This is a genomic window from Streptomyces sp. CA-278952, assembly GCF_028747205.1.
Taxonomy (GTDB): domain Bacteria; phylum Actinomycetota; class Actinomycetes; order Streptomycetales; family Streptomycetaceae; genus Streptomyces.
Genome location: NZ_CP112880.1, coordinates 7,116,237 through 7,131,396, shown reverse-complemented (window position 1 = coordinate 7,131,396; position 15,160 = coordinate 7,116,237). Strand labels below are relative to the sequence as shown.

Here is a 15,160-nt window from a genome sequence, read left to right as displayed (position 1 = left end):
CCCTTCCGCTGCAGTTACGTACCGGCCTTCTTGAGGAGCTGGCGATAGATGGACAACGAGAAGAGACTGCGCGACTACCTCAAGCGGGCCACCACCCATCTGCGGGTGGCGGAGCAGCGCCTGCGCGATCTGAGCACGCCCGAGCCGATCGCCGTGGTGGCGATGAACTGCCGCTACGCGGGCGGCATCCGCTCTCCCGAGGACCTGTGGGAGGCGGTGGCCGAGGGCCGTGACGGCATCGGCGACTTCCCCGCGGACCGCGGCTGGGACCTCGACGGGCTCTACGACCCGGACCCGGACGTGCCGGGGACCACGTACGCCAGGCAGGGCGGGTTCCTGCACGACGCCGACCTGTTCGACGCCGAGTTCTTCGGGATCGCCCCCCGCGAGGCGCTGACGATGGACCCGCAGCAGCGGCTGCTGCTGGAGGTCGTGTGGGAGACGTTCGAGCGGGCCGGGATCGATCCGGGCACCCTGCGCGGCACGGCGACGGGGCTGTTCATCGGTGCGACGGACTTCGACTACGCGCGCGGTCTGACCGACCTGCCCGAGGGCCTCGAAGGGCAGATGTCGCTGGGCAGTTCGGGCGCGGTGCTGTCCGGTCGGGTCGCCTACACCCTCGGTCTCGAGGGACCTGCGGTGACGGTGGACACCATGTGCTCGTCGTCGCTGGTGGCACTGCACCTGGCCTGCCAGGCGCTGCGGCAGGGCGACTGCGCGATGGCCCTGACCGGCGGCACGACGGTGATGTCGACGCCGGACGGGTTCATCGAGTTCTCACGGCAGCGTGCGCTGTCCGCCGACGCGCGCTGCAAGGCGTTCTCGGCCGACGCGGACGGCACGGCCTGGGGCGAGGGCGTGGGTGTGCTGCTGCTGGAGCGGCTGTCGGACGCGCGCCGCAACGGGCACGACGTCCTCGCCGTGATCCGGGGCACGGCCACCAACCAGGACGGCGCGAGCAACGGGCTGACGGCCCCCAACGGCCGCTCCCAGCAGAAGGTGATCCGCAAGGCGCTGGCCAACGCCGGTCTGACGGCGGGCGAGGTGGACGTGGTGGAGGCGCACGGCACCGGCACCTCGCTCGGCGACCCGATCGAGGCCGGCGCCCTGCTCGCCACCTACGGCAGGGGCCGGCCGGCGGACGAGCCGCTGTGGCTCGGCTCGCTGAAGTCGAACATCGGGCACACGGCCGCCGCCGCCGGTGTCGGCGGTGTCATCAAGATGGTCCTCGCCCTGCGGCACGGGCTGTTGCCGCGGACGCTGCATGTGACGGAGCCGTCGCCCAAGGTGGACTGGGAGTCGGGTGCGGTGCGGCTGCTGACCGAGGAGCGCGCGTGGCCCGAGACGGGCCGGCCCCGCCGTGCGGGCGTCTCCGCCTTCGGTGCGAGCGGCACCAACGCGCACGCGATCGTGGAGCAGGCGCCGGAGGAGGTCCCGGCCGACGACGCGGGCGCCGCCGTGGAGCCGGTGGTGGGCGGCGCGGCCGTGCCGTGGGTGCTCTCCGCGAAGAGCGAGGCAGCGCTGCGGGGCCAGGCCGAGTCCCTGCTGGCGCACCTGGAGAAGGGCGCGCCGCCGACGGACACGGGCCGGACGCTGGCGACGACGCGGGCGCGCTTCGCGCACCGCGCGGTCGTCGTCGGCACGGACGCGGAGGACTTCCGGGCGGGTCTCACCGAGCTGGTCCAGGGCTACTCCGGTGCCCGCAGCCCGCAGGGCGTGGCGGGCGCCCCGGGCAAGGCGGTGTTCGTGTTCCCGGGGCAGGGCTCCCAGTGGGAGGGCATGGCCGTCGAACTCCTCGACGCCTCCCCCGTCTTCGCCCGGTCGATCACCGCCTGCGAACAGGCACTCGCCCCCTACGTCGACTGGTCGCTCACCGGTGTGCTGCGCCGCGAGGACGGCGCGCCGTCGCTGGACCGGGTGGACGTCGTCCAACCCGCGCTGTGGGCCGTCATGGTCGCACTCGCCGACCTCTGGCGCGCCGCCGGCATCACCCCCGCCGCCGTCGTCGGACACTCCCAGGGCGAAATCGCCGCCGCCGTCGTCGCCGGCGCCCTCACCCTCGACGACGCAGCCCGCGTCACCGCCCTGCGCAGCCAGGCCATCGCCCGCCACCTCGCCGGCCACGGCGGCATGATGTCCGTCGCCCTCCCCGCCGACGAACTCCGCGCACGCCTGACGGCTTGGGACGGACGTCTCTCCCTCGCCGCCGTCAACGGCCCCACCAACGCGGTCGTCTCCGGCGACCCGGAAGCGCTGCGCGAACTGCACGCCCAGTGCCAGGAGACCGGCGTCCGCGCCAAGATCATCCCGGTGGACTACGCGTCCCACTCGGCACACGTCGAGACGATCCGCGGCGAACTCCTCGATCTGCTGGCCCCGATCGCACCGCGCTCCGGCGACGTCCCCTTCCACTCCACCGTCACCGGTGAGGCCGTCGACACCGCCGGACTGGACGCCGCCTACTGGTACTCCAATCTGCGCGAGACCGTCGAACTCGCGCACACCACGGGCAAGCTGGCCGCGGCCGGTTTCACGACGTTCGTCGAGTGCAGCCCGCACCCGGTGCTCACACTGCCGGTGCAGGAGACGGCCCCCGACGCCCTGGTCATGGGCTCGCTCCGCCGTGACGACGGCGGGCCGGCGCGCTTCCTCACCTCGCTGGCGGAGGCCCATGTCCAGGGCGTGCCCGTCGACTGGGTGCGCCTGTTCGCCGGTGAGGACGGCCCGCGGGTCGCGCTGCCGACGTACGCCTTCCAGCGCCGTCGGTACTGGCTGCGCGACGAGGCGGGCACGGCGACGGCCGCTCCCGCCGCCGCCGACCCGGCCGAGGCGGCGTTCTGGGACGCCGTCGAGGGCGAGGACCTGGACCTGCTGAGCCGCACCCTGCGGGTCGACGCCGAAGCGGCCGGGGCTCTCGGCTCCGTGCTTCCCGCGCTCTCCTCGTGGCGTCGCGGCCGCCGTGACCAGAACGAGCTCGACTCCTGGCGCTACCACGTCGTCTGGCGCCGGCTCCCCGAGCCGGGGCCGGCGGCACTCGGCGGCACCTGGCTGCTCGCGGTCCCGGCCGGAGCGGCCGACACCGCCCGGGCGGGGACCGTGCGGGCGGCGCTGGAGGCGGGCGGCGCGGTGGTGCGCACCGTCGAGGTCACCGGCGCGGACCGCGGGGTCCTCGCGGGCCGGGTGGCCGAGGCCCTCTCCGGCCTGCCGGCGTCCGGAGTGCTCTCCCTACTGGGCGGGGCGCAGGGTCCGCATCCGGAGCATCCGGGTGTCCCGCTCGGTCTGGCGCTGACCCTTGCGCTGGTCCAGGCGCTCGGCGACGCCGGGATCGGCGCGCCGCTGTGGATCGGCAGCCGGGGTGCGGTGGCCGCCGTGCCCGGCGACCGGCTCGACCGGCCGGACGAGGCCGCTGTCTGGGGTCTCGGCAGGGTCGCCGCCCTCGAACACCCGCAGCGCTGGGGCGGGATGGTGGACCTGCCCGGCGCGGACGGCGAGGATCTGGACCGCAGGGCGGCGGCCCGGCTCGTCGCCGTGCTCGCCGGCATCGCCGACGAGGACCAGCTGGCGCTGCGCCGTGACGGCGTGTTCGCCCGCAGGCTGGTGCGGCCCGCCGCGACGGCCGGGGCGGGCACCTGGTCGCCGCGCGGCACCGTCCTGCTCACGGGCGGCACCGGTGGCATCGGCGCCCAGATCGCCCGCTGGCTCGCCCGCGACGGCGCCGAGCACCTGGTGCTCACCAGCAGGCGGGGCCCGGACGCGCCCGGAGCGTCCGCGCTCGCCGACGAGCTGCGTGGACTGGGAGCCCGCGTCACCGTCGCGGCCTGCGACGTAGCCGACCTGGACCAACTCACCGCGCTGGTACGCAGCGTGGAGGAGACGGGCGACGAGATCCGCACGGTGATGCACATCGCGGGGGCGGGCGTGCTCGTCCCGCTCGCCGACACCGGTCTCGGCGAGTTCGCGGACACCACCACGGCCAAGATCGCCGGCACGGCGAACCTGAACGCCGTCTTCGACCGGGCCGGGCTGGACGCGTTCGTGCTCTTCTCCTCCATCTCCGCCGTCTGGGGCAGTGGTGAGCACGGCGCCTACGCGGCCGCCAACGCCTACCTCGACGCGGTCGCCGAGCGGCGCCGCGCCCGCGGCCTGGCCGGCACCTCCGTGGTCTGGGGCATCTGGAGCCCCGAGGAGGGCGGTATGGCCGCCAATCTCGCCGAGGACCAGCTGCGGGAGCGCGGGATCCCGTTCATGACCCCGCGGCTCGCCGTGGACGGCTTCCGGCAGGTGCTCGAACGGGACGAGACCGTCGTGGTCGTCGCCGACGTCGACTGGGACCGCTTCGTGCCGGTGTTCACCTCCGCACGGCCGAGCCCGCTGCTCGGCGAGGTGCCGGAGGTGGCCCGGATCCTTCAGGCCGCGGCCCGGACCGCCGACGGCACCGGCGAGGGGGACTCCCCGCTGCGCGAGAGGCTGGCCCCGCTGAGCGCCGACAAGCGGCACGCGGAGCTGCTGTCCCTGGTCCGCACCCATGTCGCCGGGGTGCTCGGCTTCGCGGGACCCGAGGCGGTCGACGCGACCCGCGCCTTCCGGGAGCTGGGCTTCGACTCGCTGAGCGCGGTCGGGTTGCGCAACCGGCTGGGCCAGGCGACGGGCCTGCGCTTCCCCGTCACGGTGGTCTTCGACTACCCGAGCGCCGGCGAACTCGCCGGACACATCGGCGAGGAGCTGTTCCCCGGGGACGGGCCGGCCGGTGACGACGACACCGATCCGGCGGAGGCCGAGGTGCGCAGTGCCCTGGCCGCCATCCCGATGGCACGGCTGCGGGCCTCGGGCCTGATCGACGAGCTGCTACGGCTGAACGACGCCGACGGCACCGGCCCCACGCGCGACACGGCCGGCGCGGTCACGGCGGAATCCATCGACGAGCTGGACGTCAACGACCTCGTCCGCATGGCCTACGACAAGAACGAACTCTGACGGACGGGTGGCGGAACCGACATGACGAACAGCACCGAGAAGGTCATTGGCGCGCTGCGCGAGTCCCTCAAGGAGACCGAACGGCTGCGCCAGATCAACCAGCAGATGACGGAGGCCTCTCGGGAGCCCGTCGCCATCGTGGCGATGAGCTGCCGCTACCCGGGCGGGGTGGCATCGGCCGAGGAGCTGTGGGAGCTGGTCCGCGAGGGCCGGGACGCCATCAGCGGCTTCCCCGGCAACCGTGACTGGGACCTGGCCGGGCTCTACGACCCGGACCCGGACAAGCAGGGCACCGTCTACGCCACGGAGGGCGGTTTCCTCCACGACGCCGACCGGTTCGACCCCGCGTTCTTCGGCATCTCGCCGCGCGAGGCCACCGTGATGGACCCGCAGCAGCGGCTGCTGCTGGAGACCTCCTGGGAGGTGTTCGAGCGGGCGGGCATCGACCCGGGCACCCTGCGCGGCAGCAGGACCGGTGTGTACGTGGGCGCCGCCTACCAGGGGTACGTGCCCAACTGGATGCACATGCCGGAAGGGCTGGAGGGCCACCTGGTCACCGGCATCTCGGCGAGCATCATGTCCGGGCGGATCGCCTACACCCTGGGTCTGGAGGGCCCCGCGGTCACCCTGGACACGGCGTGCTCCTCGTCGCTGCTCGCCCTGCACCAGGCGTGCCACGCACTGCGCCACGGCGACTGCACGCTCGCCCTGGCGGGCGGCGCTGCCGTCATGGGCGCGCCGATGGGTCTCATCGGGTTCGCCCGGCAGCGCGGTCTCGCGCAGGACGGCCGGTCGAAGGCGTTCGCCGAGGGCGCGGACGGCATGGGGCTCGGCGAGGGCGTCGGGATGGTGCTCCTGGAGCGGCTGTCGGACGCGCGCCGCAACGGGCATCCGGTGCTCGCGGTGATCCGGGGCACGGCGACCAACCAGGACGGCGCGAGCAACGGCCTGACCGCCCCCAACGGCCGTGCCCAGCAGAAGGTGATCCGCAAGGCGCTGGCCAACGCCGGTCTCACCGCGAACGAGATCGACGCGGTCGAGACGCACGGCACCGGCACCTCGCTCGGCGACCCGATCGAGGCCGGCGCCCTGCTCGCCACCTACGGCAAGGACCGTCCCGCGGACCGGCCCCTGTGGCTCGGCTCGCTGAAGTCGAACATCGGCCACCCGCAGGCGGCGGCCGGTGTCGGCGGTGTGATCAAGATGGTGATGGCCATGCGTCACGGCGTGCTGCCGAGGACGCTGCACGCCGAGGAGCGCTCCACGCGCATCGACTGGGAGTCGGGCGCGGTGGAACTGCTCACCGAGGAGCGTCCGTGGCCCGGGACCGGTCGTCCGCGCCGGGTGGGTGTGTCCGCCTTCGGCGCCAGCGGCACCAATGTGCACGCCATTCTGGAGCAGGCGCCCGACGAGCCGTCCGACGGCGGGGCCGCCGCTCCCGCCGAGTCGCGGGTGGGCGGGGAGAGCGTGCCGTGGATCCTGTCGGCCAGGAGCCGGCCGGCGCTGCGGGCCCAGGCCGAGCGGCTGCTCGCCCGGGTGGAGGCGGAGCCCGGTGTGCCGCTCGCCGGGGTGGCGCGTTCCCTGGTCGCCCACCGTGCCACGTTCGACCATCGTGCCGTCGTCCTCGGCGAGGACCGGGCCGCTCTGATGGCGGGTCTGTCCGCGCTGGCCGGGGACCGCGCGTCGGATGCGGTGGTGCGCGGCGAGGGTGCCGCCGCCACGGAGGTCCGGCCGGTGTTCGTGTTCCCGGGGCAGGGCTCCCAGTGGGAGGGCATGGCCGTCGAACTCCTCGACACCTCCCCCGCCTTCGCCCAGTCGATCACCGACTGCGAACAAGCACTCACCCCCTACGTCGACTGGAAACTCACCGACGTCCTGCGCGGCACCCACAACGCACCCGGCCTCGACCGCGTCGACGTCGTCCAACCCGCCCTATGGGCCGTCATGATCGCCATCGCCAACCTCTGGCGCACCGCCGGCATCACCCCCGCCGCCGTCGTCGGACACTCCCAGGGCGAAATCGCCGCCGCCGTCATCGCCGGCGCCCTCACCCTCGACGACGCAGCCCGCATCACCGCCCTCCGCAGCCAGACCATCGCCCGCCACCTCGCCGGCCACGGCGGCATGATGTCCATCGCCCTCCCCGCCGACCAAGTACGCGAACAGATAACCGCATGGAACGGCCGCCTCTCCCTCGCCGCCATCAACGGCCCCACCAACACCGTCGTCTCCGGCGACCCGCAAGCACTCCACGAACTCCAGGCAACCTGCGACACCAACGGCACACGCACCCGCACCATCCCCGTCGACTACGCCTCCCACTCCGCCCACGTCGAAACCATCCACAACGAACTCCTCGACCTCCTCGCCCCCATCACACCCCGCACCGCCGACATCCCCTTCCACTCCACCGTCACCGGCCAACACCTCGACACCACCCACCTCGACGCCGCCTACTGGTACACCAACCTCCGCGAAACCGTCCGCCTCGCCCCCACCATCGACACCCTCGCCACCACCGGCCACCACCTCTTCATCGAATGCAGCCCCCACCCCGTCCTCACCCTCCCCATCCAGGAAACCGCCCCCCACACCCACGCCATCGGCACCCTGCGCCGCCACGACGGAGGGGCCCGGCGCTTCGCCGCGTCCCTCGCCGAGGCCCATGTCCGCGGCGCGGCGGTCGACTGGAGCCCCGCGTTCGGCCTGGCCGGCGCACCGCTCGTGGACCTGCCGACCTACGCGTTCCAGCGCGGGAGCTACTGGTTGCACGACGAGGCGGCGACGGTTCCGCAGGCGGCCGGCGACCCCGCCGAGTCCGCTTTCTGGAGCGCCGTCGAGGGCGAGGACCTGGACGCGCTCGCCCGCGCCCTCCAGTGGGAGACCGCGGGATTCTCCGATGCCACCCTCGGCTCGGTGCTCCCGGCTCTCGCGTCCTGGCGGAACCGTCTGCGCCGCACGGGGGCGCTCGACTCCTGGCGCTACACGGTGACATGGAAGCCGCTGGGCGAGGTCGGCGCGTCCCCGCGCGACCAGGTGCTGGGCGGACGGACCTGGGTGCTCGCCGCACCTCGGGGGGCGGCGGAGGCCGCCCGGTGCGAGGAGGCGCTGCGGGCACACGGGGCGCGGGTCGTCCGTCTGGACCTCGCGGCCGACGACGCCGCCGGGGGCCGGGTCGCCGGGCTCCTGCGGGAGGCCGCCGGGGACACCGCTCCCGAGGGGGTGCTCTCGCTGCTCGCCCTCGACGAGGAGCCGTACGCGCCGGGCAGCGCGCAGCCCGCCGGCCTGGTGCTCAACACGGCTCTGGTGCAGGCGCTCGCGGAAACGGGCACCGACGCGCCGCTGTGGTGCGCCACGCAGGGCGGTGTCCCGGTCACCGGCGCGGAGGGCGTCGCCCGGCCGCTCCAGGCGACGACCTGGGGACTGGGCCGGATCGCCGGGATCGAGTACCCGCAGCGGTGGGGCGGCCTCGTCGACCTGCCCGAGGAACTCGACGCCCGCGCGGCCGACCGGCTGTGCGCGCTGCTCGCCGGGCACGCCGACGGCGAGGACCAGGTCGCCCTGCGGGCCTCGGGCGCGTACGGCCGCCGGCTGGTCCGCGCCGCCCCCCACTCCGGCGGCGGCACCCCGTGGACGGCGCGCGGCACGGTACTCGTCACCGGCGGCACCGGCGGCCTGGGCGCGCGGCTCGCCCGCCGGTTCGCGGCCGACGGCGCCGAACACCTCGTGCTGACCAGCCGACGCGGCCTCGACGCCCCCGGCGCGCCGGAGCTCGCCGACGAACTGCGCGCCACGGGTGTCCGGGTGACCGTGGCCGCCTGCGACACCGCGGACCGCGAGGCGCTCGCGGCACTGCTGGCCGAACTCGCGGAGCAGGGCGACACCCTGCGCGGCGTGGTCCACACCGCCGGGGTGCTCGACGACGGCCTGATCTCGGCCCTCACCCCCGAGCGCTCCGCGGGTGTGCTGGGGCCGAAGGTGGACGGAGCGCTCCATCTGCACGAGCTGACCGCGGATCTCCCGCTCGACGTTTTCGTGCTCTACTCCTCCTTCGCCGGTACGGTCGGCGGCCCCGGCCAGGGCAGTTACGCCGCCGCCAACGCCTTCCTCGACGCGCTCGCCGCCCGGCGCCGCGCCGACGGGCTGCCCGCCACCTCGGTGGCGTGGGGGCCGTGGGCCGGAGGCGGCCTGGTGGACGAGGCGACCGAGGCGCGGCTGCGCGGCACGGGCATGCCCGCGATGGCGCCCGGGACGGCGATCGACGTACTCCACCGCGCCCTTGAGGCGGGGGACGTCCAGGTGGCCGTCGCCGACATCGAGTGGGACCGGCTCGTCGGCGCCTCCCCCCATCTGCAGTCCGCGGCCCTGCTGCGCGACCTGCCCGAGGCACGGGCCACCGGCGCCGGGGGCACGGACACCGCGGGCGGCCCCGCACCCGCGGGCGAACTGGCCCAGCGGCTCGCCGCGCAGCCGAGGGAGGCGGCGGCGGCCGACCTTGCCGCCGTCGTGGCCACGGAGGTCGCGGCCGCGCTCGGCTTCTCCGGGCCCGAGGACGTCGAACCCGAGCGTGCCTTCCGGGAGCTGGGATTCGACTCGCTCACCGCGGTCGACCTGCGCAACCGGCTGAGCACCGCCACCGGCACCCGGCTGCCGGTCACCCTGGTCTTCGACTATCCGACGATCACGGAGCTCACCGCCTACCTGCTGACCGAACTGATCGGCGAGACCGGCGCCGACACGGCGGCCGGCGCGCCCGTCCTCGCGCCGGCGGCCGCCGACGACGACCCGATCGTGATCGTCTCGATGAGCTGCCGACTGCCCGGCGAGGTCCGCAGCCCGGAGGAGCTGTGGGAGCTGCTCGCCGAGGGCCGCGACGCCGTGTCGGACTTCCCCGCCAACCGCGGCTGGGACATCGAGGGCACGTTCGACCCGGACCCGGACAAGCCCGGGACGTTCTACGCGACGGCCGGCGGATTCCTGTACGACGCCGACCACTTCGACCCGGCGTTCTTCGGGATCTCCCCGCGTGAGGCGCTTGCCATCGACCCCCAGCAGCGACTGCTGCTGGAGACCACCTGGGAGGCGTTCGAGCGGGCCGGGATCACCCCCAAGAGCGTCAGGGGCAGCAGCACCGGTGTCTTCCTCGGCGCGAGCTACAACGACTACGGTTCGCGCTTCCGGCGCGCGCCGGAGGAGTTCGAGGGCTACCTCGCCACCGGCAGCGCGAGCAGTGTCGCCTCGGGCCGCATCTCCTACACGTTCGGTCTGGAGGGCCCGGCGCTCACCCTGGACACCGCATGCTCCTCCTCCCTGCTCGCCCTGCACCAGGCGGCACAGTCGCTCCGGCAGGGCGAGTGCACGATGGCGCTCGCCGGCGGTGTCGTCGTGATGTCGACGATGGACACGTTCATCGAGTTCTCCCGTCAGCGGGCGATGTCACCGGACGGGCGCTGCAAGGCGTTCTCGGCCGACGCGGACGGCGCGGGCTGGGCCGAGGGTGTGGGCATGGTGCTGCTGGAGCGGCTGTCCGACGCGCGCCGCAACGGGCACCAGGTGCTGGCCGTGGTGAAGGGCTCGGCGGTCAACCAGGACGGCGCGAGCAACGGCCTCACCGCGCCCAACGGTCCCGCGCAGCAGCGGGTGATCCGCGCCGCGCTGGCCAACGCGGGCCTGACCGCCGCGGAGGTCGACGCGGTGGAGGCGCACGGCACCGGCACCTCGCTCGGCGACCCGATCGAGGCCGGCGCCCTGCTCGCCACCTACGGCAAGGACCGTCCCGCGGACCGGCCGCTGTGGCTCGGCTCGCTGAAGTCGAACATCGGCCACACTCAGGCGGCTTCGGGAATCGCGGGCGTCATCAAGACGGTACTCGCCCTGGAGAAGGGCGTGCTGCCCAAGACGCTGCACGCCGAGGTGCGTTCACCGGACATCGACTGGTCCTCCGGCGCTCTGGAGCTGCTGACGGAGGCCCGCGACTGGCCGGAGACGGGGGCGCCGCGTCGTGCGGGCGTCTCGTCCTTCGGTGTCAGTGGCACGAATGTGCATGTGGTGCTGGAGCAGGCGCCGGTGGTGGAGCCGGTGGAGACTCCGGCCGAGACAGGTGTGCCATGGCCGGTGCCCTGGGTGATCTCCGGCCGCAACGAGGACGCCGTCCGCGACCAGGCCCGCCGCCTCGCCACCCACATCCGCCAACACCCCGAACACACCATCACCGACATCGCCCACTCCCTCGCCACCACCCGCACCGCCTTCCCCCACCGCGCCGCAGCCATCGGCACCAACCGCAACGACCTCCTCACCCAACTCGACCACATCACCAAAACCACCACCCCCATCACCCACACCCAAACCGGCAAAACCGCCTTCCTCTTCACCGGACAAGGCGCACAACACCCCGGCATGGGAGCCGAACTCCACACCACCTACCCCACCTTCGCCGACACCTTCGACCACATCTGCACCCTCATCGACCCCCACCTCCCCCACCCCCTCCACGAAACCATCTTCGGCAACCACCCCGAACGCCTCAACCAAACCCTCTACACCCAACCCGCCCTCTTCGCCTACGAAACCGCCCTCTACCGCCTCATCGAATCCTTCGGCATCACCCCCGACTACCTCGCCGGCCACTCCATCGGCGAAATCACCGCAGCCCACATCGCCGGCATCCTCACCCTCCACGACGCCACCACCCTCATCACCACCCGCGCCCGCCTCATGCACCACCTCCCCACCGGCGGCGCCATGATCTCCCTCCAACTCCCCCACACCCAAACCCAAGAACTCATCCAAGGCCACGAACACCACGTCGGCATCGCCGCCGTCAACGGACCCCACACCACCGTCATCTCCGGCGACGAAACCACCACCCTCCACCTCGCCGAACAAGCCGAAAAAAACGGCATCAAAACCAAACGCCTCACCGTCTCCCACGCCTTCCACTCCCCCCTCATGCAACCCATCCTCGACGACTTCCTCCACACCGCCCACACCCTCACCTACCACCAACCCACCACCCCCATCATCTCCAACCTCACCGGCAACCCCGCCGACACCACCAGCCACACCCCCACCGACATCACCACCCCCCACTACTGGACCAACCACATCCGCAACACCGTCCTCTTCCACCAAACCATCACCACCCTCACCAACCACAACGTCGTCCGCTACCTCGAAATCGGCCCCACCCCCACCCTCACCGCCCTCGCCCACACCACCCACCCCCACGCCACCCACATCCCCACCCAACGACCCAACCGCCACCAACCCACCACCCTCACCACCGCACTCACCCACACCCACAACACCGGACACACCCCCACCTGGAACACCCTCATCCCCCACACCCACACCACCCCCCTCCCCACCTACCCCTTCCAACGCCACCGCTACTGGCTGGAGGCCACGGACGGAGACGGGGACGTGTCGTCCGCAGGGCTGGTCACGGCCGGACATCCCCTGCTGGGCGCGGCCGTCACGCTCGCCGACTCCGACAAGCTGGTGCTGACCGGCAGGCTGGCGGTCGGCAGCCAGCCGTGGCTCGCGGATCACGCGATCTCCGGCTCGGCGATCCTGCCGGCGACGGCCTTCCTCGAACTGGCCGTCCAGGCCGGCGACCGCGTCGGCTGCGACCGTGTGGAGGAGCTCACCCTCGAAGCGCCCCTGCTGCTGGCGCAGCGGGGTGCGGTGACGCTGCAGTTGGTGGTGGACGAGCCGGACGAGAACGGCAGCCGCTCCCTGGCCGTGTATGCGCGCCCGCAGGACGCGGAGGCGGAGCTGCCGTGGACGCGGCATGCCTCCGGTGTCCTCGCCACGGGCGTCGCCGAGGGCGACGACGAGCTCACGGCGTGGCCGCCGGCGGGCGCGGAGCCCCTGGACGTCGACGACCTCTACGAGCGGTTCGCCGCCAACGGCTTCGCCTACGGCCCCGCCTTCCAGGGCCTCACCGCGGCCTGGCTCCGCGGTGACGAGGTCTTCGCCGAGGTCCGCCTCCCCCAGGAGCAGCACGCCTCCGCCTCCGCCTACGGCCTGCACCCCGCGCTCCTCGACGCCGCCCTGCACACCATCGCGCTCGGCCCGAAGCTCCAGAACGACCAAGGGCTGCTGCCGTTCTCCTGGTCCGATGTCGCGCTGCACGCGTCCGGCGCTGCCGAGCTGCGGGTGCGGCTGACCGGGCTGAGCGCCGACTCCGTGTCGCTGACGGTCGCGGATGCCCTCGGCCGGCCCGTGGCCACGGTCGGCTCGCTCGTGCTGCGTGCGCGCCCGGCACGGCTCGGCGCCGCGCCGGGTGCCGGCCCGGACGCGCTCTACCAGCCGGTCTGGGTCGACCTGGCCGCCCCCTCGGAGCCGCGTGAGGCGCCGGTGCTGCCGGGCTTCGAGGTGCGCGAGCCCGCTGACCTGGTGCGTCTCGCGCAGGCGGCACAGGTGCCCGACGTGGTCGTTGCGCCGTACGTGCCGCAGGACGGCGCGACGGCCGACGTGGTCCGCGCGGCCGTGCACCGGGCGCTCGCCCTGGTTCAGGGCTGGCTGGCGGAGGATCGGTTCGCGGGCGCGCGGCTGGTGTTCGTGACGCGCGGTGCCGTGTCCACCGAGCCGGACGGCGACGTGACCGACCTGGCGCACGCGGCCGTCTGGGGCCTGGTGCGGTCCGCCCAGTCGGAGAACCCGGACCGCTTCGTGCTGGCCGACGTCGACGACGATCCCCGGTCGCTCGGTGCGCTGGCCCTCGCGCTCGCCGGCGACGAGCCGCAGTTCGCCGTGCGTGAGGGGCGGGTGACGGTGGCTCGGATCGCCGTCGCCACGGCCGCCCCCGCCGCGGACGTCCCGTCGTGGGACACGTCCGGCACCGTGCTGATCACCGGCGCGACCGGCACCGTCGGCGGCGTGATGGCGCGTCATCTGGCCGCGTCCGGGGCCCGGAACCTGTTGCTGACCAGCCGTCGCGGCCCCGCCGCCGAGGGTGCCGAGGAGCTGCGGGCCGAACTCGTCGCGCTGGGTGCCGAGATCACCCTCGCGGCCTGTGACACCTCCGACCGGGACGCGCTCGCGGCGCTGCTCGCCACGGTGCCGGCCGACCGCCCGCTCAGCGCGGTCGTCCACACCGCCGGTGTCCTCGACGACGGGGTCGTCACCTCGCTCACCTCCGAGCGGGTGGACCGGGTGTTCGCGCCGAAGGTGGACGCGGCACTGCACCTGCACGAGCTGACGGCGGAGCGCGGCGTGCCGCTGATCCTGTTCTCCTCGATCGCCGGATCCTTCGGCGGCATGGGCCAGGGCAACTACTCGGCGGCCAACGCGTTCCTCGACGCCTTCGCCCAGCACACGCGGGCCCGGGGGCACGACGTGCGCTCGATGGCCTGGGGTCTGTGGGAGGAGCGCAGCGAGATGACCGGCAAGCTCGGCGGCAGCGATCTGGGGCGCCTCGCCCGGGGCGGCATCGTGCCGTTCTCCTCTGCGGACGGCACGGAGCTCTTCGAGCGGGCCCGGGCACTGGACGCGGCGGTCGTCCTGCCGGCGCGGTTCGATCTCGTCTCGCTGGGCTCGCGCGGTCCCGCGCCCGCGCTGCTGCGGGACCTGGTTCCGGCCGGCCGCGGCCGCGCACCCGTCCGGCGGGCCGCCGCGGGCGGCGGGGCGGCTCCGGTGCGCGGGGTCAGGGAGCACCTGGCCACCCTGCCGAAGGCCGAGCACGGCCCGTACCTGCTCGACCTGGTCCGAACGGCGGTCGCCGGTGTCCTCGGCTACACGAGCAGTGCGGCCGTCGATCACGAGCGGGGGCTGATGGACCTCGGCTTCGACTCGCTGACCGCGGTCGAACTCCGCAACCAGCTGGGCAAGTCGACCGGTCTGCGGCTGCCGGTGACCCTGCTCTTCGACTATCCGTCATCGCGGGCGATCGCCGAGTACCTGGAGGCGGAGATCGCGCCGGCCGATATGCCGGCCGGCCCTGCTCTCGCCTCGCTCGCGGAGCTCGACCGCCTGGAACTGGATCTCACGCGGCTCGCCGGGGACGAGGAGTCCCGGACACGGATCGCGGACCGTCTGGAGGCCCTGCTCGCGCAGATCGCCCCGGCGCGGGCCTCGGCGGCGAACGCGGACGCGGAACGGATCGAATCCGCCTCCGACGACGAGATCTTCGACTTCATCGAGAACGAACTCGGCCTCTGACCCGACGGCTGTCGCGGAG

General features: G+C 73.7%; 2 protein-coding genes. Both read left to right on the top strand.

Annotated elements, in window-relative coordinates; all coding sequences use genetic code 11:
• The first annotated feature begins 48 nt into the window (after positions 1–48).
• On the top strand, positions 49–4,974 hold the full coding sequence (locus N7925_RS31580; RefSeq protein WP_331618181.1) for a type I polyketide synthase: 4,926 nt from the start codon (positions 49–51) through the stop codon (positions 4,972–4,974).
• A 21-nt stretch (positions 4,975–4,995) separates the two neighbouring features.
• Positions 4,996–15,141 (top strand): type I polyketide synthase, encoded by a 10,146-nt coding sequence (locus tag N7925_RS31575; RefSeq protein ID WP_274345864.1) that lies wholly within the window; start codon positions 4,996–4,998, stop codon positions 15,139–15,141.
• Positions 15,142–15,160: the final 19 nt, after the last annotated feature.